This window comes from Kitasatospora sp. NA04385, from assembly GCF_013364235.1.
In the GTDB taxonomy this organism is placed as follows: domain Bacteria; phylum Actinomycetota; class Actinomycetes; order Streptomycetales; family Streptomycetaceae; genus Kitasatospora.
This window is the reverse complement of sequence record NZ_CP054919.1, coordinates 7,059,062-7,080,987: the sequence shown is the minus strand read 5'-3', so window position 1 is coordinate 7,080,987 and position 21,926 is coordinate 7,059,062. Positions and strand designations below refer to the sequence as shown.

Genomic DNA, 21,926 nt, shown 5'->3' with positions numbered 1-21,926 from the left:
TCGAAGGAGCCTTCCCGCGATGACCACCCCCGAGCAGAGCCCGACCGAGCGCCCGGCGGAGCCGACGGCCGCTCCGGCCGCCCCGGCCACCCCGGACGACGGCGCCGGGCGGCCCGCCGAGGCCCCGCTCACCGGTGAGGAGCGCGCCGCCAAGGTGGCCGCGCTCGCCAAGGCGATCGGCGCGATCAACGCGAACGACATCGTCGCTCCGCCGCCGCCCCCGCGCGAGGTCGAACCGGCGGAGGCCGCCGAGCCCGCCACCGAGGCAGCGGGTGTGGAGGAGGCGGCCGCTGACGGGCCGTCCACTGACGGGCCGTCGGCCGGTGCCCCGTCCGAGCGCCCGGCCCGCCGCCCCGTTGACGTCCCCGCCGAGCGCCCGGCCCGCCGTCCGACCGCGCACCCCGGCGCCGCCGCCCCGGTCGACGACGCGCAGCGCAAGGCCGCACTGGCCGCCGTCGCCGAGGTGCTGGCGGCCGGCGGTGCGCCCGCCGACCTCGCGCCCGCCGCGCTGGCCGCGCTCGGCGAGGGCGCGGCCGAGCAGCTGCGGGAGGACCCGTGGGCGGTGCTCTCGCTGCCCGGGGTGCGCCCCGAGCACGCGGACGGCTTCGCCAAGGCGCTGCTCGGCCCGGCCGCCCAGCCGGGCGACCAGCGCCGCGCCCAGGCGCTGGTGTCCTGGCTGCTGGAGCAGGCCGCGCTGCGCGGGCACTCGGCGCAGGAGCTCGGCGAGGTCGCCGAGGCACTGCGCGCCCAGCGGGTGCCGGACCCGGAGGGCGCGCTGCAGGCGGTGCTGGTGGACGGGCGGGTGATGCCGTTCCAGGAGGAGCTGCCGATGCCGCCGGGCAGCCACGACGAGGACGAGGAGCCGCCCGTCCGCACCATGCTGGCGCTGGAGCGGCTGGCGCTGGCGGAGGAGAGCCTCGGCGAGGGCCTGGTCCGGCTGCTGTCGACCTTCGACCCGGGCGAGGACGGCTCGGATGCGGGGGGCGGCTCGAACGCGGAGGGCGCGGGGGACGGCTCGGACGCGAACGCGGAGGACGCGGGGGACGGCTCGGACGCGAACGCGGAGGACGCGGGGGACGGCTCGGACGCGAACGCGGAGGACGCGGGGGACGGCTCGGACGCGAACGCGGAGGACGCGGGGGACGGCTCGGACGCGAACGCGGAGGACGCGGGGGACGGCTCGGATGCGGGGGAGTCGGCGGAGTCGGGTGCCCGGCCCGGCCCGGCCGCCTGGGCGGAGGCCGCCGCGGCCGCGCCCTCGCGCTCCGCGCAGGCGCTGGTCCGGGCCGCGGCCGACTCCGGCCTGGTGCTGCACACCGGCGGCGAGGCGGCCCGGGCCGAACCGGCCGCGCTACTGCACGCCGCCGCCGGTCTCGGCCTGCGGGCCTGGGCCGCCACCTGGACCGGCCAGGGGCGGGACGCGCTGGCGGCGCTGCTGCCGGAGGGCTCCCCCGCCGCCGGGCGGATCGGCACCCTGCCCGAGCTGCTGTACGGCGCGGACGTGCCGCGCGCGGTGGACGGCACCCTCGAACTGGACGTCCTGGTGGTGCTGGACGCCCCGCTGCTGGACGTGGAGACCGCGGCGACGCTGCTGGAGGCGGTGGCGGACGGCGCCCGGCTGGTGCTCTCCGGAGACCCGGGCGGCCTGTGGTCGGCCGGTCCGGGCCGGTTCTTCGCCGACCTGCTGGCCGCCAAGGCGTGCCCGGCCGTGGCGTCCCTCACCCCGGACTTCGGGCCGATCGGCGAGCTGGTCTCCGGGGTCGGCATCGGCGAGCTCCAGCCGGTGGACGCCCCGGACAAGGAGGTGGTGATCCTCACCGCGCAGGACGGCGGCGAGGCCGTGCACCGGGCCGTCCAGCTGCTGACCGACTCGATCCCGCGCGCGCTGTCCGTCCCGCCCGAGCAGACGGTGCTGCTGACCCCGGGCCACGGCGGCCCGGCCGGCACCCGGGCGCTGAACGCGGCCGCCAAGAAGCAGCTGAACCCCGGCCCCGGCCGGTTCGGCGGCTTCGACCCGGGCGACCGGGTGGTGCACTCCCCCGCACTGGGCGTCAACCTGCCCGGGCGGGTGCTGGACGGCGACGCGAGCGGCCTGCACGTGGAGCTGGCCGACGGCGGCCGGATCACGCTGACCCCGGCGCAGGCCGGGAAGCTGCGCCACGGCTGGGCGGTGACGGCCCACCAGGCGGTCGGGCGGCGCTGGCCCGCGGTGGTCGTGGTGCTGCCGCCGGAGGCGTCCGGGCAGTTGACCAGGCAATGGGTGTACTCGGCGTTCGGCCGGGCCGAGCGGCACCTGTCGGTGGTGCACGCGGCGGGCCCGGCGCTGGCCCAGGCGGTCGCGGAGCGGCCCGCGCAGGACCGCACCACCCGGCTGCGCTCGGTGCTCACCGCGCAGTAGCCCCGGGCGCGGCTCCGGGAGCGGCCCGGAGGCGGCTTCGGGCCGAGCAGGGCACAGGACCGCGGGTGCGGTGGCGGGGCGTTCCCCGTCCTCCGCACCCGCGGCATGCGTACACGCTGCTGCCGGGCCAGCCGTTCGGCGGGCCCGGGTGGGAGAGAGCCGCCGCAATCCCCCTGGCGCCTCAGCGTCGAGGCGCTTTTCGTCCCTCACCCGCCGTGGACCGGCAGCAGTCCCCCGTGCGACGTACGGCCGCACCGGCGACCGCATTCCGACGTTCCGTTCCCCCGAAGCGGAACACCGCAATGCGACTCCGTTGCGGTCCGAACGGTAGCCGAATTCGAGCGCGTCCGGGCGTCAATTGTTCGAAGTGATCCAACTCACGCCCGAATTGGCGGACGAGTAGCGGACGGAGAGGGAACGAGTAGCGGGCCGCCCTAACCTGGGGCGCCCGTCCCGGAAGGACGGCGGGCGGAGCGCGAACCTCCCGCGGCCTCCCGGGACCTCCGGGGCGAGTGAATTCCGCCGATCTCCTGATGGCATGGACAGGGAAAGCGGCAGGGAAATCGGGGAAGCGCGGGGGGGGGGAGTCGCCGGAGCGGGCCAGCGGAAGTGCTCGGCCGTCAGCACCGTCAGCAGGCCGCCGAAGCGGCGAGCGACGGGCTCGGATTCGGCCGGTTCGGGCCCCTCGGTGCTGCTCCCGCCGCGCGGGACGGTGGCCTCCGCGTCCCGCAGGGCGCGGCCCGGGTCGCGCCCGTACCCCTCGGCCGGGGCGGAGCGGCACGGCGGAGGGGTTCGGCGGCCCGGACGGTCGCAGGGGCGGCCTGGGGGTGGAGGCGACGGGGTGCGCCTGGTGGCGGGCGGTGCGGCGCGGCGGGTGCCCGCCCGGAGCACGGTGACCAGGCGTTCAGCGGCTCAGCGGCTCAGCGGTTCAGTGGTTCAGCGGCAGGACGGCCGGGGCGGGGCGCAACCGCAGCCGGGCACGTCGAAGGATGGGCCCGTCCCGGGTTCCAGCACCCCGGGCAGTCGGAACCGCCGCCTGCCGCCCGCTGCCCCCGGACACCCTGGTCCCGGGTCGGGTCACCGGCCACCGGTCACCGGCCGGACGGGCCGGGCCGAGCGCCCGCCCGTTCGGCCCGGCGGCGGGCCGGATCGGGCGGGCGGGCGGGCGGCAGGGTTGCTCAGAGCTCGTCGAGCTCGTCGTCGTAGACCTCGCTGACGTCGAAGCGGCAGATCAGCAGTTCCGGGTCGGCGCCGTCGAACGGCTCGGGCAGCCACTCGCCGGGGTCGGACGGGTCGGCGGCCGAGACCCACAGCGTGGAGTCGCCCTCCTCCAGGCCGAACTCCTCCGCGCGGGCGGCGATCTCGTCCGGCTCGTACTCGCCGAACAGCACGCCGATCGCCGCCGTCACCTCGCCCTCGGCGCCCTCGCCGGGCGGGAGAGACTCATCGACCCGTTCGGCCTGGGCGCGCAACCGCTTCGGGTCGGCGATCAGGTAGTCGCGGCGGATCAGCACGCTGATCGCCTCGGGGTGCTCGGGGCCCTGGTAACCGGTCCCGGCGTCGTCCCCGGGGATCTCGAAGGGGGTGACCTCGTCGTAGACCTCGTACAGGATCTGGTCGTAGGCGATGGCCGCCGCCGCGAGCTCCTCGTACGCGTGGACGACGACCGGATCGCCGGGTTCGGTGGAGCTGGAGACGGCCTGCAGGTGGCGGTCGATGGCGGTCTTGACCGCCTCTGCGGCGGCCCGTACCTCGGTGATGGTCAGCTGCGCGGCATCAGACATGGTGCAGACGCTATCCCCACCCGGCGACGACACGCACAGCGGTTGTCACCTACAGCCGTTAAAACCGGGCAAGTTCACCCTCGATGTCCGTTCCGGGTGCTTCTGCGACGGCCGCCGCGGGCGGTTTCCCGAGTCCGTCCCGAGCGATTCCGCCGCGCCGCGCCGCCCGCCGCGGTTCGTCCCCACCCGTCCCGGGTCGTCCCGGGTCGTCCCGGGTCGTCCCCGGCGGCTCCCCACGGCCCCGTCCGCCTCCCGTCCGCGCATCGGCGCGGTCCGGCGCGGGTATCCATCCGGTGCGGGAAAACTGATTGACGATCAGCTCCGACCGGGGCGAGGCTCGGACCGTCCACCCGGACGGGCCGTGCCCGCACCGGCGACCCGTCGGCGACGCGCCGTAGGCTTGCAGGCAGCACAGCAGCGGAGGAGACGCCTTGATCCCTACCAAAACGGTCCGGCTTCCGGAGTACGAGTACCAGTCGCTCCGCCTGCCCCGCGGCACCAGCAGGAACGCCGCGCGGCAGCTCCTCACCGAGCACGCCGAGTACGGGAACTGGGAGCTGGACCGGCTCCGGCTGTTCCCCGACGGCAGCCGCACGGTCCGGTTGAAGCGGCGGATCATCCGGCAGGTCCGTTCCACCTGGTAGCGGAGACCCACCGACCGTCACCGCAGGCCCGCGCCCGGGCACCCCGCCGTACGGAACGGGCGGGGTGCCCGGGCGCGGGCGTGCGACGCTCCGGGCGCGCGGTCGGCCGGGGTCAGCGGCGGCCCGGGGTCAGCGGCGGGCGAGGGACCGCGAGCGGCGGTAGAGCACGCCGCCGCCGAGCAGCAGCGCGATCCCGGCCGGGGCGATGACCTCCAGGCCGGATGCGCCGGTGGAGGCCAGCTGCGCCTGGTCCGCGACGGCGGGGGCGGCGGCCCGGGCCTGGGTCACGGTGGTCTGGGGGGTGGCGGGCGGCTGCGGCGTGGGCGACTCGTCGCCGTTGGGGCCGCCGTTGCGGTCGGTGGGCGGGGTGGACGGCGGAGTGGACGGCGGGGTGGACGGCGGGGTGCTGGGGTGGCCGCCGGTCTCCGGGCAGTCGTCGCCGGGCGGGTTGGTGTGCGGCGGGGTGGTCGGGTGCTGGTGCGGGGTGCCGGTGTTCGAGCAGTCGTTGCCGAACGCCGGGTTGCCGAGGCCCACCACGTTGACCGAGTTGCCGCAGGCGTCGACCGGCGCGGTGACCGGCACCTGCACGTTGTTGCCCGAGGCGACACCGGGCGAGCCGCTGGTCGTCCCGCTCGCGGAGGAGCCCGACCCGGCGGTGCTGCCGCCGTGGCCCCCGGTGCCGGTGCCGGTGTGGCCGCCGCTGCCGGCGCGGCTGCCGCCGGTGTGGCCGCCGGCGCTGACGTTGGAGCAGTCGTTGCCGTACGCCGGGTTGAGCAGGCCGATCACGTTGATCGTGTTGCCGCAGGCGTTCACGGGGAGCTCCACGGGCACCTGCACCGCGTTCCCGGAACCCACGCCGGGCGAGTTGGCCGCCACGCCGTGCGCATCGGCGGCCGCGTGGGCGTAGCCCGCGGTCGAGGCCAGCACGCTGCCGGTGGCCATGGCCGTGAGGAGGCCTTTCCTGGCGACCTGTCGCATTGACTCCCCTTGTGTCTCTCACTCGACGGATCCGTGCCGGACCGGCCCGCGCCGGAATTCCCGGATTCCCGGATTTCCGGCGCCGTGGCCGATCGGCGATCCGATAGTCGGAATTGCCTGCCGCGACGGCGGCAGCACTACTTAAACGACCCCTAACGGTGAAGGTTGAGCCATCTGCAGTCACTTCATCCGATCGGGTGAGACCCGCCTTTCTCCGGGAACCGCGGCGTTCACCCGGCCGTGGCCCCGCCGCGTGAACTCCCCCGCGGGGCTCCCCCGGCGTGCGGGCCCGGACACGCGTCCGCCCCCACGCGACACAGCGGTCGCGCGGGGGCGGGAACTCGGGGTCAGGCGTCCCGCCGGTCGACGGCGGGGCCCGCTCAGACGTTCTGGCAGGCGTTGCCGAACGCGGGGTTGAGCAGGCCGATCACGCTGATGGTGTTGCCGCAGACGTTCACCGGGACGTGCACCGGGATCTGGATCAGGTTGCCGGAGAGCACACCCGGGGAGGCGACCGCGCCGCCGTCCGCGTGCGCGCCGCCGTGCGCCGAGGCGACACCGGCGCCCGCGAGCACCAGGCCACCGGTGGCGGCGACAACGGCAGCGATCTTCTTGGCCTTCATCTGAACTGTTCCTCCTGGTCGTTTCCAGCCCGTTCCCCCGGGCTGCACACGGAAGAACGAAACCGCCACGACCGGGACACGGGGCCGGAACCGCATTCACCCGTTGAAGTGATCAAGCGAACAGACGATCGGCATTTCGGATGCTCGGCAGCTCTGATGCTGGACCGACTAGTCCGACTTCCGACTTCCGGCCCCGGATCGGCCCCGGCCCGGTCTGGCCCGGCCCCGGCCCCGGCCGGTCAGGCCAGGTCGATGAACCGGTCCAGCACCCGCACGCCGAACTTCAGGCCGTCCACCGGCACCCGCTCGTCCACGCCGTGGAACATCCCGGCGAAGTCCAGCTCCGGCGGGAGCTGCAGCGGCGCGAAACCGAAGCAGCGGATGCCCAGGTCCTGGAAGGACTTGGCGTCGGTGCCGCCGGACAGGCAGTAGGGGACGGCCCGGGCGATCGGGTCCTCGGCGCGCAGCGCGGTCTGCATCGCCTCGACCAGGGCGCCGTCGAAGCTGGTCTCGATCGCCTTGTCGTGGTGCAGGCTCTCCCGCTTCACCCGCGGGCCGAGCACGCTGTCCAGCTCGGCCAGGAACTCCTCCTCGTAGCCGGGCAGGAAGCGGCCGTCCACGTGCGCGGTGGCCTGGCCGGGGATCACGTTCACCTTGTAGCCGGCGCCGAGCATGGTCGGCTGGGCGGTGTTGCGCAGGGTGGTGCCGATCATCTTGGCGATGCCGCCGAGGATGCGCAGCGTCTCGTCCATGTCCTCCGGGTCGAGCGGGACGCCCAGCGCGTCCGAGAGCTCGTCCAGGAAGGCCCGGACGGTCTTGGTGATCCGCAGCGGGAACTGGTGCCGGCCGAGCCGGGCCACCGCCTCGCACAGCTCGGTGATCGCGTTGTCGTCGTTGGTCATCGAGCCGTGCCCGGCCCGGCCCTCGACGGTCAGGCGCATCCAGTGCATGCCCTTCTCCGCCGTCTCCACCAGGTACAGCCGGGCCCGGTCGTTGACGGTGAAGGAGAAGCCGCCGACCTCGCCGATCGCCTCGGTGACGCCCTCGAACAGCTCCGGGTGCCGGTCCACCAGGAACCGGGCGCCGTACGTGCCGCCGGCCTCCTCGTCCGCGAGGAACGCGAGCACCAGGTCGCGCGGGGGCTTGCGGCCGGTGCGCAGCCGGTCGCGGACCACCGCGAGCGTCATCGCGTCCATGTCCTTCATGTCGACGGCGCCGCGGCCCCACACGCAGCCGTCGGTGATCTCCCCGGAGAACGGGTGGACCCGCCAGTCGTCGGCGTTGGCCGGCACCACGTCGGTGTGCCCGTGGATCAGCAGGCCCGGCCGGGACCGGTCCTCGCCCTCGATCCGCACCACGGTGGACGCCCGGCCCTTGGCCGACTCGAAGATCTGCGGCTCCAGCCCGAACTCGGCGAGCTGCTCGGCCACGTACTCGGCGGCCTTCCGCTCCCCCGGGCCCGAACCGTCGCCGTAGTTGCTGGTGTCGATCCGGATCAGGTCGCGGCAGATCTCCGCGACCTCCGACTCGGCCGTCACTGCGCGCTCGCTGCCCACGCTCATCGCTCCCACCTCGTGTCTGCCCGCCCCGGCGCGGCTGCGGCCCGCGCCGCCCCGACCCAGCCGGGGGCCGCGGGCGCCGTCCCGCCATCCTCCCCCAGCGCCCGCCCGCCCCCCAAGGGCATGTCCCCCCGACACTCCTCACCGCCGCCCCCACCACCCGGTTCCGAAGCCCGCACCCGCCCCGCGCCCCCGGTTTTGGGCCTGGCAGTCGATCTTTGCTACTGTTGGCGGTGTCAGCGCGGGGAGCACCCCGCGAGGACGACACCCGGTCCGGGTGGCGGAATGGCAGACGCGCTAGCTTGAGGTGCTAGTGCCCTTTATCGGGCGTGGGGGTTCAAGTCCCCCCTCGGACACCAGTGAAGACCCCTGTTGATCAGGGGTTTTCTGCTTTTCCGGGCATTGGCGGGCACCCCCACCGAGTTCTCTCTGTTGTCGAGATCGTTCGTGATCTTCGAGGCCGGCCAGCCGTGCAGCCGGTCAGAGGTCAGGGCACCGCCCGGAGTGCGAGTCGTACTCGACCGCTCCGGCCACGGCCGACCCGCCACCGACTACGCGTCGCACGCCACGATCCCGGCTTCGAACTTCCCCGCCCTGATCGCGGCCTTCAGCGCTTCCCACTCCGCCGTGGACAGCACCACCACCTCACTCGGACGCTCGGCAGCGCGGATCGCCACGCAGCCCGGCACGTTGACCGCCATCTCCGTCCCGCCGTACACCTCCGGCCCGTCGAACCGAAAGACGCTCAGGGGCGGGAGGTCGCCGGGCGACAGCGGTTCTCGCACGGCCGGGCGGACGACCGGAGCGGGGCGGGGTTCCGGGTTCAGGTCGAACTCGCACCAGACGTGGTCCTGACCGCCCCGCCGCCGGTGGCCGTACCGGTCGCCCTCCGCCAGTGCCTCCGCGACGGCCTGGTGGTCCACCCCGCTTCCGGGCACTTCCAGGTTCAACCGGAGGCCTTCCGCCAGCCCGACGAACCGCACCTCGCCACCGGACGCCCCGGCCAGCCGAGAAGCGACCTCGAACGCCCGCTCCTGCATCCGACGTTCAACAGCCCCATCAGCCACCGTTCAACCCCTGCACACGACAGCGACCAGCACCACCATTGCCGCCGCCGACACGCCCCACACTGTCCCCGCGTCGAGCAGGCTCGCCCCGAACACGCGGCCCCGGACAGCCTTGCCGCTCCCGTCCTCCCGCCGAAGGCCGGCCGGAACCTCACCCACGGTCGCCCCGAGGCAGGTACAGGTCGAAGGCCAGCAGCGGCACGTCCTCGGCCCGCGGCCGCTCGCCGTTCTGCGCCCTGATCCTGGTCATGCTCGCCGCGTACGCCCGACGCGTGTCCGCCTGCATCAGCCACAGACGCCCGTGATACGCGTCCGGGAACGTCAGCAACACCAGACGGCCGAACTTCGTCCGGCAGGCAGCAGAACTCGCCCAGCAACAAGTCCTTGAGGACGTACGACCCGGCCGCCTTCACCACCTCGTATCGCATGATCTGACCAGCCGAACGGATCGAAGGACCCTCTACTCCGACAGACATGACCGACTCCCGCCGTCTGCTCCTCATCAACGATTCGAAGGTAAGAAGCTCGGGCAGGTGGGCTCAAGAAAGTTGCGAGTAGTTGCGGGCGGATCAGCCCAGCGCCTCTATGGCCGCCGTGATCAGAGCGCGGGCTTCACAGCCGTAGACCGCGTGTGCCTGCAAGTCCGTGAACGTCCGCACGTATTCGTGTACCTCGGAGGGGGTCGTCACGTTCACGGCTGCGGTGACCAGCTCGACCTGTACCCGTCGGTCGTCGTAGACCCGGAAGGACTCAACGGGCCACATGCTGCGCTCGGCGGTGAACGGGATGATCCCCAGGCTGACGCGGGGGAGGGAGATGACGGCCAGCAGGTGCCCGAGTTGGCCCGCCATGGCTTCCGCGTCTCCGAGCCGGTAGCGCAGCACGGACTCCTCGACGACGAACGCGAAGCGGTGATCACCGGTGTGGATCACCTGCGCCCGTTCCATCTTGGTGGCGATGGCCCGTTCCATGTCGTCAGGTGTCCGACTCGCGTCGGCGAAACGGGACATGATCGCTGTCGCGTAGGGGGCCGTCTGGAGAACCCCGGGGATCACGTCCGAGGTGTAGAAGCGGAACGCTCTGGTCTCCTCGTACAGCTTTGCGTACGAGTGCTGGAGGTTGCGGAGGCCGGCAGTGCGAAGCCTCCTCCACTCCACGTACATGGACTCGACGGCTCTGGACGCGGAGATCAGGCCGTCCACCTGATCGGCGGCACCGCACGCGGCGCACCACGCCCTGATATCGGCTTCGGACGGCGCGGCTTGCCCGTCCTGGATGCGTGAGGTCTTGGAAGGGTGCCAACCGCACCGGACAGACAGCTCGCGTCCGTTGATCCCCGCGTCCTTCCGGATGCCCTTGAGCTGATCCGCGAGCGCCTTCCGAGCTGCCTGGGCGCTGGTGGACGGGGGTGATGGAGACATGAACTGGCTGTCCGGTGTTTGTAGTTGCGTGGGTCAGAGGTGGTACTGATCGTGCGGGACGGCGCGGTCCCAGACTGCTTCGAAGGCGTCCACGCACAGTTTGGCAACGGCGGGTTCGGTTCGGAGTTCCTTCGGGGGGTCGGCCCAATCCCCGTCACCGGTGAAGTGGTTGAAAACGACCGTCTCTCCGTCGAAGACCCAGAAGTCATTGCCCGGAAGAGCCAGATCCGATGCCGAACGCCTCGGCAGCCAACGAACCTGCTCGCCGGACGCGAGGTTGACGACGGTGCCGCCGTGCTCGTAACGGATGTACTCGGTCACGGGCTCGGACACGATCCGGGCCCGGCGGATCACCACGCCACGGTCAACGGTCGCCCGGATCTGCTCGACCCAGGGCCGCCAATAGTCCGAGTTCGGGTCGTTGTCCCGCTCGCCCGTCTGCTGCCAGCGGCGGAAGCCGGACGACTCGCCGCCGACGTTGTAGGAGTCCCGCATCTCCAGGTGCACGGCCGACCGCTGAGCGGCGGCCATCAGGTCATCGAAGCTCGGTACCCACCGGCTGCCCTGCGTTCTGCGGCATCGCACGCCTTTCTAATGATCGACACCATACGTGCCGGAATCCGGATGACCGACTCGTGGTCGGGAATTCCCACGGGGTGGCCGGGGCTCCAACTACGGCCGCCCACCTCGGCTGCCAAGAGCGCATCTGCCGTCTCGCCTTGGAAGATGAGGTCAGCCGTTCCCTCCTCGACCTACACCGTAGAAGAGCCGTCCTTCTCCGTATTGGGATCAATCCCGATGAACTCTAGGCTCACAACTACCTCCCGCGTCGAATCGGTTGCGCCCGGTTGCACTGGTCGGATCATGCTCCGATGGGGCCACCCTTGTCAGGGCTTCGCCGAATCTCCTTCGTAAGGGTCCACGCATGGCGGATGATCACGTGACCAACCCGTGACCAACAGCGGTCCGAAGCACTCGGAAACGCCCAGGTCTGGCCAGGAAGCCAAGTGGTCGGGTAGGCGGGTCCTCAGAAGCGTTTTCGCAGGTCGGAACCAACAAAGGCTGGTGCCCGAGGCGAGAGTTCAAGTCCCCCCTCGGACACCAGTGTGAGACCCCTGCTTCGGCGGGGGTCTTTTTGCTTTTCCGGGCCGTGGGGACCGCCTGCTCGGGCCCGGGGGGACGCTGCGGAGTGTGGTTCGAGGGGGTCGGCGGCGTCCGGGTCGGGCTGTGGGGGCGGGGGCTGTCGGGGTGCGTCGTTAGGGTGCCGGGTGTCGATCATCGGATGGTCAGGGCGCGGAGGAGTGGGCTGTGCGGCGCTGGGAGCTCGTCGGGGACGGTTCTGCGAAGTTCTGGGAGGCGGGCGTCGAGGGCGCGGCGGTGCGGGTGCGCTACGGGCGCATCGGCGGCGAGGGGCGGGAGCAGCTGAAGGAGCTGGGCTCCGCCGACGCCGCGGTGGCGCACTTCGCCAAGCAGGTCGCGGAGAAGGAGCGCAAGGGGTACGCGGAGGTGCGGGAGGCCGGGGCCGCGGTGGAGGCCGGGGCCGTCGGGGCGGGTGGGCTGCCGGACGAGGACGCCTTCGTGCTGCCCGAGTCCTGGCGGCGGGCGGCGCTGGCGCGGCGCGGGGGGCGGGTGCCGGAGGTGTCCCGGCCCGGGCCGGAGGCGCTGGAGCGGGAGCGGGAGCGGATCGCCGACCGCGGGGACTGGGTGGAGCGGGTGCTGGACGCCCCGGGCTCCGACCCGGAGCTGGTGCGGGCCGCGCGCGCCTACCTGGGCGGTGCGCCGGACGCGGTGGGCGCGGCGGCGGTGGCGAGCATGCTGCCGGCCTCGTGGAAGGCCGACGCCGCGGAGCACGCGCTGTTCACCGACGTCTGGACGGCCCGGCACGGGCCGGCCTTCGCGGTGCGCGCGATGCTGGAGCGGGAGGCCATGGAGACCCACTACCTCCAGTCGGGGAACGACGTCTCGGACATCGCGCTGCGTCGGCGGACCCCCCGGTCCCAGTACCACGGGGGCGGGTTCCTCCCGGCCGAGCAGCGGTTGCGCGCGCTGCTCGCCGCCGCACCGGAGCCGGAGCACCGGGCGGCCCTCGCGGCCCTCGCCGAGCTCCGGGACACGCCCCGGCGCCGGGCGCTCGCCTCCTTCCTGGCCCCGGGGGTGCCCGGTTGGCTGGACGAGTGCCTCGCCGACATGCCCTCCTACCGCGACGACCGTTCGCAGTTGCAGCTCCAGCTGATGCACTCCCTGGACGACCCGGCGCAGGTGCCACCGGTCCTGCGCAGCCTCTGGACGGCCTGGAACGCCTGGACGCTACCGCTGGTCGCGTCCCTCGCCGACGGTGTCGGCACGGCCGCCGCCCCGCTGGTGGCCGCGGGCTTCAACCAGGCCCGCGGGGCGGACAGCACCAGGGAGCAGGCCGCCGCGCTGGTGCACTTCCCGACCGACGACGCCTTCCGGGCGCTGCTGGCCAAGCTGCACGACAAGCACGTCCTCCCGGCGCTCCAGGAGGCCGCGCGGCGCTACCCGGTGCGGGCGGCGCGGCTGCTGGCCGAGGCGGCGGCGCAGGGCGGCTCGGCCGGGGCGGCGGCCCGGCGGATGCTCAACGCCCACGTCCTGCTGCACCGGGAGCTGCTGCCGCAGATCCTGCCGCGGCTCGACGCCGCGACGGCCGCGCTGGTCGCCGCGCTGGACGTCGCCCGCCCGCAGGCCGCCGAGGCCGGTCCGGAGGCGCTGCCGCCGCTGCTGGTCGCGCCGCCGTGGACGCGGCCGCGCACCCGCCGCGCGGTGCGGGTGGTCGAGGGCCTGCGGCCGGACGAGGAGGTGCGGCTGGTCTGGCGGGACGGCGAGCGGGAGGGCTGGGCCACGACCGCGTTCGGCGGGTGGCGGTACCCGGCGGACACCGACTGGGCGAAGACCGCGGGAGAGGTGCTGGGCGAGTCCCACGGCCTCTGGTACGCGGTCCGGCTGCTGGCGCAGGGCCCGGAGGAGGCGCTCGCCCCGTTCCTCGCCGCCTGGCGCCCGACCGACCTGTGGGGCGGTTCGGAGTACCTGCCCGCGGTGGTCGCCAAGTACGGTGCGGCGGCGCTGCCGGTGGCGCTGCACGCCGCCCGGGCGCAGCCCGCGAACCTCGCCCCGCTGCTGCTGCCGTTCCTCGACGTCCGGACGGCCCGGCAGCTGGCGGACGGCCTGGTGCGGCTCAAGTCGGTGCAGCCGACGGCCCGTTCGTGGCTCGTCCGGCACGGGACGGCGGGCGCGCTGCTGCTCGTCCCGGACGCGGTCGGCCCGACCGGGCGGGAACGGGAGGCCGCCGAGCGGGCGCTGCGGCTGGTCGCGGCGGCCGACGGCGGGGCGGAGCTGCTGGCCGCGGTGAGCGCCCGCTACGGCGGCCCGGCGGCGGAGGCGGTCGCCGAGGTGCTGGCCGCGGACCCGCTGGAGAACGCGCTGCCGGCCCGGATGCCGGTGCTGCCCGTCTGGGCGCAGCCCGCCGTCCTGCCGCAACTGCTGCTGCGCGCACCGGCAGAGGGCCCGGGGGCGGCGCTGCCCGCCGAGGCGGTGCGGCACGTACTGACGATGCTGGCGCTGTCGCGGCCCGGCGAGCCGTACCCGGGGCTGGCGGTGGTGGCGGAGGTCTGCCGGGCCGACGCGCTGGCCGCGTTCGGCTGGGCGCTGTTCGAGCAGTGGCAGCAGGCCGGGACGCCCGCCAAGGAGAGCTGGACGCTGCACGCGCTGGGGGTGCTGGGCGACGACACGACGGTGCGCCGGCTCACCCCGGTGGTGCGCGGGTGGCCGGGCGAGGGCGCGCACCGGCGGGCCGTCGAGGGGCTGGACGTGCTGGCCGCGATCGGCACCGACCTGGCGCTGCTGCACCTGCACGGCATCGCGCAGCGGGTGAAGTTCAAGGCGCTGAAGGCCCGCGCCCAGGAGAAGATCGCCGAGGTGGCGGAGGGCCTGGGCCTGACCGCCGAGCAGCTCGGCGACCGGCTGGTGCCGGACCTGGGCCTGGACCCGGACGGCACCACCGTCGTCGACTACGGCACCCGGACGTTCACCGTCGGCTTCGACGAGCAGCTGCGCCCGTTCGTCCTGGACGCCGACGGCAAGCGGCGCAAGGACCTGCCCGCGCCGGGTGCCAAGGACGACCCGGAGCTGGCCCCCGCCGAGCGCAAGCGGTTCGCCGCGCTGAAGAAGGACGTGCGGACGGTCGCGGCCGAGCAGATCCGCCGCCTGGAGGACGCGATGGTGGCCCGGCGCAGCTGGAGCGCCGAGGAGTTCACCTCGCTGTTCGTCGGGCACCCGCTGGTGTGGCACCTGGCCCGCCGCCTGGTCTGGACGGCCGGGGAGGGGGCGGGCGCGACCGCGTTCCGGATCGCCGAGGACCGCACCTTCGCCGACCCGGACGACGCGCCCTTCGTGCTGCCCGCGGACGCGACCGTCCGGCTGGCCCACCCGCTGCTGCTGGGCGAGGAGGCGGTGGCGGCCTGGTCGGAGCTGTTCGCCGACTACGAGGTGCTCCAGCCGTTCCCGCAACTCGGCCGTCCCGTGCACCGGTTCACCCCGGAGGAGGCCGCCGCCAACCGGCTGCACCGCTTCGAGGGGTGCACCGTGCCGGTCGGCCGGCTGCTGGGGCTGACCAAGCGCGGCTGGGAGCGCGGCGTGCCGCAGGACGCCGGGGTGGAGGGCTGGTTCTCCAAGCGGCTCGCCGACGGCTGCCACCTGGTCATCGCGCTCGACGAGGGCATCGCGGTGGGCCTGGTGGAGGAGTTCCCCGACCAGACCTTCGCGACGGTCTGGCTGGACTCCTCCCCCGGCGACCACTGCAGCAGCCGCGAGTACCCGCTGCGCTACGGCGACCTGGACCCGGTCACCGCCTCCGAGTTGCTCGCCGACCTCGAACAGGTCACCGCCGGGTGATCCCCCCGTCCCGGCGCGGGACGAGCCGAGACAGTGCCGTGGCCGGGACGTGACGCGGAGTCGGGACACTCGTGCCCATGCGAAACGACGGGGGGCGGGTGCTGCGCTGGGCGGGGCACCCGGGAACTTTGCTGGCGGTCCTGGTGCTGGCGTTCAACGACCGGGTGGGCAAGCGGACTTGGCCGGGGGCGGTGACCGGCAAGGCCAGTGACGTGGCGTGGATGCTGGTCGTCCCGCCCGTCCTGGCCCTGCTGGCCTCGGCCGTGCCGCGGCTGCGCGGGGAGCGGGCGGCCCGGCTCGGGGTGGCGGTGACGGCGGTGACCTTCGGGTGCGCCAAATCCTCCGCCGCCGGGGCCGAACTGGCCTCCCGCTGCTGGTCGGTGCTGACCGGCGTGCCGAGCCGCACCGTCGCCGACCGGACCGACCTGCTGGCGCTGCCCGTGCTGGCGGTGGCCTGGTGGCTGTGGCGGCGCAGCGCGCACCGGCGACCGCTGCGGCGGACGCTGGCGCTGGTGACGGTGCCGCTGGCGGTGGTGTCGATGGCCGCGACCTCGGCGGCGGTGCGGCCGCACCCCCGGCTGTGGAGCGAGGACGGGAAGCCGGTGGCGTACGACGGTCGGCGCTGGACCAGCGACGACGGCGGCCTGAGCTGGCGTTCCGACGAGGGCCGGGGCAAGCGCTTCGAACCGCCCGCCGACACCCCCGCCGCGGCGGACGGGCAGTGCCTGCCCGAGCAGCCGCAGGTGTGCTTCCGGCTGCTCGGCTACGGGCGGCCGGTGGAGGTCAGCCGGGACGGCGGGGCCGACTGGCAGGAGGACTACTTCCCGCCGGGAACGGCGCGCGTCCAGGCGCCCTCCCCGTCCTCGACGGCGGGGGCGTCTACGGCGGAGGCGTCTACGGCGGGGACGCCGACCGTGGGAACGTCTGTGGCGGGGACGTCTGTTACGGAGGGGACGTCTGTGGCGGGGACGCCGACCGTGGGGACGTCTACGGAGGGGACGTCTGTGGCGGGGACGCCGACCGTGGGGGCCTCTGCCGGGGCGGCCTCGGCCGTGGCGGCGTCCGGAACGCCGGAGCCGCCGATGCCGGGTGACCTGGTGCTGGCGACCGCCCCCGGCGGCGGGCACACGGTGGTCGTGCACTACCCGCTGCGGGACGGCCTGCTGGTGCGGGGCACCGACGGCCGGTGGAGCGAGGTCGACCTGCCGCCGTGGCCCGAGGCGTCCCGGACGGACGGCACGAACCACCTGTTCGCGGGCACCGTGGTGTCCTTCGTGGCGGGGGTGGCGGCGCTGCTCACCGGCCTGGGCGTGCGCCGCCTGCGCACCGCCGTCCGCCCGTTCGATCCGCCGCACCTGCCGTGGCTGCTGGCGCTGCGTGCCGCCCTGGCGTTCGGCTGGCTGGCCGCGGCGGCGCTGTTCCTGGACCGGCACCTGCTGCCCCAGCCGCTACCGGTGCTCTGGCCGCTGTCGGCGCTGGCGCTCGCGGGGACGGTCCTGCTGTGGCGGCGCCCGCCCGCCTCCGGCCGGGGCCCCGGGACCACGGTGGGCATGCTGGCGGTGGCCGCCCTGGTCTGCGTCACGACCTTCCTGAACGCCTTCGTCGGTGGCCACGACGTCTCCTGGGCGGTCTCCTGCTGGTGGGCGCTGTGCTACGCCGCCTTCGGCAGCCTGGCCACCGCCCTGATCGGCGTCCTGGCCCGGGCCCCGCGCTCCCCGTACCCGCCCGCCTCCGGCTGGGGGTCGGACTGACGGGTCTGCGGCGCCGGGGGCGGGGGTTCGCAGGCGTCGCAGCGGGGCGGCGCAGCGCAGCCCCGCCCGCCGACGGTGCGGGCGGGGGCCTCGGCCGGGAGCGGTCACCTGCGGGTGCGGGTGGCGGTGGTGCCGGAGACGGCGATGGCGACGTCGGCCATCCACCAACTCTGCATCCCGGCTGCGGAAGTGATTGCCGCTCAGGCAGCGGTACCGTTCGCCTTCGGACTGTCCGAAGCGGCGGTTCGACAACGTCGAGGGCCCGGTGCTGCTCAACCTCGAACGATGGCGGAGGCATGCCACCCGATAGCCTTCTCCGGCAACAGGGTGTTGACCTGCTGAGCAACGGATACGTCGGAAGGGACCGTCGGCGATGGGCGAGTTCCGCATCGACGCGGACCGGGAGATGCTGGAGTTCTTCTCCGCCGTCGCCGACGTGATCCAGGGCTTCGGGGTCTCCCGCGCCGAAGCCGTCGCCCGGGTCAACCGCGCCTGGGGCGGACGGAAGATCGAGCCCTACCCCGACCTGATGTGCCACGAGGAGCCCGAGTACTGGGCCTACGGCATGTACTACCGGAACCCCGAGAAGCCTTGTGCGACGTTTCCCTACTGGGACCTGGACGCCGACACCGGTGGGTGGACGGTCAACCCGCCGCCGCCCGCCGGCGATCCCGCGTGGACGCTGCCCAGCGAGAGGTGACCGGCGGGTCGTGCGGAGTGCGCATCCCGTCCGGCCGCGTGCTGATCCTCGTGCCGGCCGGCCGATCCCGGGCTGACGGGCGTTCAGGCCCGGTCCGCGGGGGGGGCTGCGGGCCGGGCCTGACGGGCGTTCACCGGCCGGGTCGGCGGGCGGGTCCGGGCGGGCGCCGATAGCATCGGCACATGCCCGACCACGGCCGGAACCAGAAGCCCTCGGTGCTGCTGGCGTTCCGCTCGGCGGTGGCGCTGCACCGGTTGCTGGACGTGCTGCCGGTGTTCGAGGGCGACCCGCGGATCGAGCGCTGGTTCACCCTGGTGCCCGGCTCCCGGTTCGGGGCGGACGCGCTGGCCGTGCTGGACCGGGCGGGCGCCCGGGTGGTGGACTTCGACGAGGCCCGCGGCAGGCGCTTCGACCTGATCCTCTCCACCAGCCCCAAGGGCGCGCTGACCAGCCTGTCCGGCCGGGCCCGGGCGCTGCTGCCGCACGGCGCGGGCTTCAACAAGGCGCTGGGCGACGAGGGTTCGCCCGGCCTGCCGTCCGGCCTGGACCCGGCGTACCTGCTCGCCGCGGGCGAGCCGTGGGCCGACCTGCACGGCCTCGGGCACCACGAGCAGCTCGCCCGGCTCACCGAGTTCTGCCCGCCGGCCGCCGCCCGCGCGGTCGTGGTGGGCGATCCGACGCTGGACCGGATGCGGGAGTCCACCGGCCGCCGGGACGCCTACCGCCGCCGCCTGGGCGCCGGTGACCGGACGCTGCTGGCGGTGCTGACCACCTGGGGCCCGGAGGGCCTGCTGGCCCGTCGGCACGGCCTGCCGCTGGAACTGGCCCTGCACCTGCCGGTGGACGACTACCTGGTCGCCCTGGTGGTGCACCCCAACGAGGTCAGCGCCCGCACCCCCTTCGACCTCGCCGAGCAGCTCGGCCCGGCGCTGCGGGCCGGGCTGCTGCTGCCCTCCCCGCACCAGGAGTGGGCGTCCGTCCTGGTCGCCGCGGACGCGGTGCTCACCGACCACGGCTCGACCGCGCTGTACGCGGCGGCGCTCGGCCGCACCGTCGTCCTGGACGGGTACGACGGCGGGAGCGAACTGCTGCCCGGCACGCCGATGGCCCGGCTGCTGGCCGCCGCGCCGCGCTTCACCGGGGCCGCCGACCTGCCCGGGCTGCTGCGCGCCGCCACCGTCCCCGACCCGGCCCGCCTGGCCGTCGACGCCTTCGCCCGGCCCGGCGAGGCGCTGGGGCTGCTGCGCGCCGAGCTGTACCGGCTGCTCGGCCTGGCGCCGCCGCGGACGCCGCTGACCCCGGCCCTGCTGCCCGACCCGGTGCTGTCCCGGCCGGCCGTCGCGGCGCTGTCGGTGCGCGCCGAGGTGGACGGGGCGCGGGTGCGGCTGGAGCGCTTCCCGGTCGCCACCGGGCTACCGGTCCACCACCGGTCCGCGCACCACGGCGCGGCGGGCCTGACCGAGCAGCGCAGCGCCGAGGTGCTGTGGCGCCGCCCCGGCACCGGCCGCTGGTCGGCGGCCGGCTGGGCCGCGCACGTCCTGGACGAGCTGCCCGGCTGCCGGTTGGCGGCCGCCCTGCTCTCCCCCGAGCTCTGCCTGCTGGTGCACCGCCGGCACGGGCCGTTCGCCCTGCACGTGCCGCCGCACCGGGCGGACGGCCGGATCCGCCGGATCGACCCGGCGGCCGCCGCCTCCGCCGCGTACGCCTGGCTGGCCGCCCACCCCCGCCCGGCCGGGGCGCTCCCGGTCGGACTGGACTGCACGGTCGGCCCGGTGACGACCCGCCTGGAGCTGGCGGCGGCCGGGCCGGCCGAGCTGGACGCCGAGTTCTGAATCCCCGGGGGGGTCAGCCCTCCGGCTCCCCGCCGTGTTCGGCGCGCAGGCGCGCGGCCCGGGCCCGGTGGCGGGCGGCATCCTCGGGACGGCCGGTGCGGTCGGCGAGTTCGGCGTACTCGGCGCTGATCCGGGCCTCGTCGTGGCTGGAGCCGCGGGCGACGGCGGCGGCCAGGGCCTCGGCGAGCGGGGGTTCGGCTTCCCGGTGGCGGCCGAGTTCGCGCAGGGCCCGGGCCAGGCCGAAGGCGGTGCGGGCGACCATCCGGGCCCGGCCGGGCAGCGCGGTGAACTCGGCCCGGGCGGCGGCGAAGAGCTCGGCCGCGGCGGGGTGGTCGCCGGCGGCGGCCGCGGTCTTGGCGAGCTGGTAGGTCTGCAGGGCGGCGCCGTACGCGTTGCCGATGCCGAGCTGGATGCCGCGGGCGGTGGTGAAGTCGGCCCGGGCGGCGGCGAAGTGAGCCTGCGCGGCGTCCCGTTCGCCCTGCCGGAGGGCGGATTCGCCGCGGGCCAGGGCGAGTTGGCCGCGGAAGTCGACGGCGGAGCCGGCCATCCGGCGGTGTTCGGCGGAGTCGTCGAGCAACCGGGCCAGCGCGCAGGCCAGGTCGAGTTCGGCAGCGGCCTCCTCGAAGCGGCCCTGTTCCCACAGCGGGCGGGCCAGCATGCTGCGGGTACGGACCCGGGCGGGCAGGTGGCCGGTGCGGTCGGCGGCGGCGACGGCGGTGCGGAAGGCGTCGACGGCGTCGGAGCGGTGGCCCTCGACCGGGTCGGCGGAGACCTCGGGGCCGGAGGGGCCGGAGGGGCCGGAGATGCCGGGGTCGTCGGGGCTCTTGGCGTGCCGGGGGTGGTCGAGGAAGTGCGTCCACAGCGATTCGGCGAGCGCGACGGCGTCCTCGTCGCGGCCGTCGGCGTGGGCGAGGCCGACCGCGCCGTACAGGGCGTGCCGGTTGGCCTCCATCCAGCGCAGCGCGTCGGTCCTGGCGGGGCCGAGGTCGGCGTCGGGGACGCCGGGCAGCGGGGGGAGTTCGCCCTGGACGGTGGCGCGGGGTCCGGCGATCAGCAGGTCGGCGCGGGCGGTCTGGCGGCGCAGCCAGTGCAGCAGGCGGGCGCGGGCGGCGGCGCGTTCGGTGCCCGCGGGGTCGGCGGCGCGGGCGGTGCGGCGGGCGTGGGCGCGGATCAGGGCGTGCTGGCGGTAACCGCCGGAGCGGTAGTCGAGCAGCCCGGCCGCGCGGAGCGCGGAGAGGGCGTCCTCGGCGTCGAACAGGTCGCGTCCGAGCAGGGCGGCGGCGACCGGCAGGATCACGAACGGCCCCGGGCACTCGGGCAGGAGGCGGTGGAGCCGGGCGGCGTCCGAGTCCGCTTCCTCCTCGGGGACGAGTCCGGCGTAGGCGGCGTCCCAGACGGCTTCCACGGGCGTGCTCCCCCTGTCGTGCAGGTCGGCGGTGAGCCGTTCGGCGAGTGCGGCCAGGCCGCGGTGCGGGTACCTGCGGGCGAGTCCGCCGGCCACTTCGGCGGCCTTGGGCAGTCCGGCGCAGGCGGCGGCGAGGGCCCGGACGGCGGCGGGGTCGGCGTCCGCCGGGTGGCGCCCGTCGAGGAGCAGGCCCAGCAGTTCGACGGTGTGCTCGGTGCTGAGCGGGGCGAGCGCGACCTCCTCGGCGGCGGGGTCGAGGTCGTACAGCGGGCCGTGGCTGGTGACCAGGACCAGGCTTGCGGCGGAGGCGGGCAGCAGCGGTTCGGCCTCGGCGGCGCTGCGGACGTTGTCGACCACCAGGAGCAGGCGCTTGCCGCGGGTGCGGTCCCAGAACTGGCGGACCAGGCCGCGGAAGTCGCGGCGCAGCCACTCCTGTTCGACGCCGAGCGAGCGCAGCAGGTCGATCAGGACGGCGGCGAGGTCGGTCAGGCCGTCGCGCCGGTGCTCGTCCAGGTCGAGGTAGTAGGCGCCGTCGGGGTAGTGCGCGGCGAGCCGGTGGCCGGCCCGGACGCACAGGGCGGTCTTGCCGACGCCGCCGAGGCCGCTGACGGTGAGGATGCGGGGACGGGTGCCGTCACCGCCCGGGACGGTGGCGGCCGCGGTGATCCGCAGCTGCTCGTCCGTCCGGTCGACGAAGTGGGCGCTCTCCGGCGGGAGTTCGAAGGAGGGGTGGTGGACCAGGGCCCTCGCCTGGTGGACGTGGACGGTGTCGATGCGGTGGGCCTGCACCAGGCTCTCCACCCGGGCCTGGCCGCCGACCACGTTGTGCGTCTGCTCGGTCACCCGGCCAACCCTA

The 21,926-nt window shown here is 74.9% G+C and carries 14 protein-coding genes, 1 tRNA gene and 1 pseudogene; 7 read left to right on the top strand and 9 right to left on the bottom strand.

Features of this window, described 5'->3' with window-relative positions; translation table 11 throughout:
• The first annotated feature begins 19 nt into the window (after positions 1-19).
• A complete protein-coding gene (locus HUT16_RS31285; protein ID WP_176191381.1) occupies positions 20-2,398 on the top strand; it encodes a helix-hairpin-helix domain-containing protein in 2,379 nt (792 codons plus the stop codon).
• A gap of 1,178 nt (positions 2,399-3,576) precedes the next feature.
• Here the strand turns inward: HUT16_RS31285 and HUT16_RS31280 are convergent.
• Positions 3,577-4,182, bottom strand: a complete 606-nt coding sequence (locus tag HUT16_RS31280) for a hypothetical protein (RefSeq protein ID WP_176191380.1) — start codon at positions 4,180-4,182, stop codon at positions 3,577-3,579.
• Between the two features lie 434 nt (positions 4,183-4,616).
• Between HUT16_RS31280 and HUT16_RS31275 the strand changes: the two genes are divergently transcribed.
• A complete protein-coding gene (locus HUT16_RS31275; protein WP_254898397.1) occupies positions 4,617-4,826 on the top strand; it encodes a DUF5703 family protein in 210 nt (69 codons plus the stop codon).
• Between the two features lie 129 nt (positions 4,827-4,955).
• On the opposite strand, the gene HUT16_RS31270 is transcribed toward HUT16_RS31275, so the two are convergent.
• The 3 genes from HUT16_RS31270 to HUT16_RS31260 form a co-directional block, all read right to left on the bottom strand.
• Entirely contained in the window at positions 4,956-5,768 is an 813-nt protein-coding gene (locus tag HUT16_RS31270; RefSeq protein WP_368662721.1) for a chaplin, read from the bottom strand.
• A gap of 416 nt (positions 5,769-6,184) precedes the next feature.
• Complete coding sequence (locus HUT16_RS31265; RefSeq protein WP_176191377.1) at positions 6,185-6,427, bottom strand: chaplin; 243 nt, start codon at positions 6,425-6,427, stop codon at positions 6,185-6,187.
• Between the two features lie 239 nt (positions 6,428-6,666).
• Positions 6,667-7,989 carry a M20/M25/M40 family metallo-hydrolase gene (locus tag HUT16_RS31260; RefSeq protein ID WP_176191376.1) on the bottom strand — a complete coding sequence of 441 codons (1,323 nt, stop codon included), beginning with the start codon at positions 7,987-7,989 and terminating at the stop codon, positions 6,667-6,669.
• A gap of 268 nt (positions 7,990-8,257) precedes the next feature.
• Between HUT16_RS31260 and HUT16_RS31255 the strand changes: the two genes are divergently transcribed.
• Positions 8,258-8,345: transfer RNA gene (locus HUT16_RS31255), tRNA-Leu, on the top strand.
• A 192-nt stretch (positions 8,346-8,537) separates the two neighbouring features.
• Here the strand turns inward: HUT16_RS31255 and HUT16_RS31250 are convergent.
• The 4 genes and pseudogenes from HUT16_RS31250 to HUT16_RS38760 form a co-directional block, all read right to left on the bottom strand.
• Positions 8,538-8,909 carry a hypothetical protein gene (locus tag HUT16_RS31250; protein ID WP_176191375.1) on the bottom strand — a complete coding sequence of 124 codons (372 nt, stop codon included), beginning with the start codon at positions 8,907-8,909 and terminating at the stop codon, positions 8,538-8,540.
• A gap of 713 nt (positions 8,910-9,622) precedes the next feature.
• Positions 9,623-10,474, bottom strand: a complete 852-nt coding sequence (locus HUT16_RS31245) for a helix-turn-helix transcriptional regulator (protein WP_176191374.1) — start codon at positions 10,472-10,474, stop codon at positions 9,623-9,625.
• A 33-nt stretch (positions 10,475-10,507) separates the two neighbouring features.
• A complete protein-coding gene (locus tag HUT16_RS31240) occupies positions 10,508-11,059 on the bottom strand; it encodes a DUF6879 family protein (RefSeq protein ID WP_368662720.1) in 552 nt (183 codons plus the stop codon).
• Positions 11,005-11,289, bottom strand: a pseudogene (locus HUT16_RS38760) (hypothetical protein). The gene HUT16_RS31240 and the pseudogene HUT16_RS38760 overlap by 55 nt, the downstream one beginning before the upstream one ends.
• A gap of 493 nt (positions 11,290-11,782) precedes the next feature.
• Here HUT16_RS38760 and HUT16_RS39445 point away from each other — a divergent pair.
• The 4 genes from HUT16_RS39445 to HUT16_RS31220 all read left to right on the top strand — a co-directional run bounded on the left by HUT16_RS39445 (position 11,783) and on the right by HUT16_RS31220 (position 19,665).
• Positions 11,783-15,382 carry a DUF4132 domain-containing protein gene (locus HUT16_RS39445; RefSeq protein WP_176191372.1) on the top strand — a complete coding sequence of 1,200 codons (3,600 nt, stop codon included), beginning with the start codon at positions 11,783-11,785 and terminating at the stop codon, positions 15,380-15,382.
• A gap of 77 nt (positions 15,383-15,459) precedes the next feature.
• A complete protein-coding gene (locus HUT16_RS31230; RefSeq protein WP_176191371.1) occupies positions 15,460-17,133 on the top strand; it encodes a hypothetical protein in 1,674 nt (557 codons plus the stop codon).
• Positions 17,134-17,506: 373 nt separating this feature from the next.
• A complete protein-coding gene (locus HUT16_RS31225; protein WP_176191370.1) occupies positions 17,507-17,833 on the top strand; it encodes a hypothetical protein in 327 nt (108 codons plus the stop codon).
• 182 nt (positions 17,834-18,015) lie between these two features.
• Positions 18,016-19,665: a translation initiation factor 2 gene (locus HUT16_RS31220; RefSeq protein ID WP_176191369.1), complete on the top strand. Its 1,650-nt coding sequence runs from the start codon at positions 18,016-18,018 to the stop codon at positions 19,663-19,665.
• A gap of 13 nt (positions 19,666-19,678) precedes the next feature.
• Here HUT16_RS31220 and HUT16_RS39440 read toward each other — a convergent pair whose 3' ends face one another.
• Positions 19,679-21,913 carry an ATP-binding protein gene (locus tag HUT16_RS39440; RefSeq protein WP_176191368.1) on the bottom strand — a complete coding sequence of 745 codons (2,235 nt, stop codon included), beginning with the start codon at positions 21,911-21,913 and terminating at the stop codon, positions 19,679-19,681.
• Between the last annotated feature and the right edge of the window lie 13 nt (positions 21,914-21,926).

Coding starts and splice junctions, on each gene's coding strand:
- HUT16_RS31285 (WP_176191381.1), top strand. CDS start 20: ATGACCACCCCCGAGCAGAGCCCGACCGAGCGCCCGGCGGAGCCGACG.
- HUT16_RS31245 (WP_176191374.1), bottom strand. CDS start 10,474: ATGTCTCCATCACCCCCGTCCACCAGCGCCCAGGCAGCTCGGAAGGCG.
- HUT16_RS31230 (WP_176191371.1), top strand. CDS start 15,460: ATGCGAAACGACGGGGGGCGGGTGCTGCGCTGGGCGGGGCACCCGGGA.
- HUT16_RS31220 (WP_176191369.1), top strand. CDS start 18,016: ATGCCCGACCACGGCCGGAACCAGAAGCCCTCGGTGCTGCTGGCGTTC.
- HUT16_RS31270 (WP_368662721.1), bottom strand. CDS start 5,768: ATGGCCACCGGCAGCGTGCTGGCCTCGACCGCGGGCTACGCCCACGCG.
- HUT16_RS31260 (WP_176191376.1), bottom strand. CDS start 7,989: ATGAGCGTGGGCAGCGAGCGCGCAGTGACGGCCGAGTCGGAGGTCGCG.
- HUT16_RS31280 (WP_176191380.1), bottom strand. CDS start 4,182: ATGTCTGATGCCGCGCAGCTGACCATCACCGAGGTACGGGCCGCCGCA.
- HUT16_RS31225 (WP_176191370.1), top strand. CDS start 17,507: ATGGGCGAGTTCCGCATCGACGCGGACCGGGAGATGCTGGAGTTCTTC.
- HUT16_RS31265 (WP_176191377.1), bottom strand. CDS start 6,427: ATGAAGGCCAAGAAGATCGCTGCCGTTGTCGCCGCCACCGGTGGCCTG.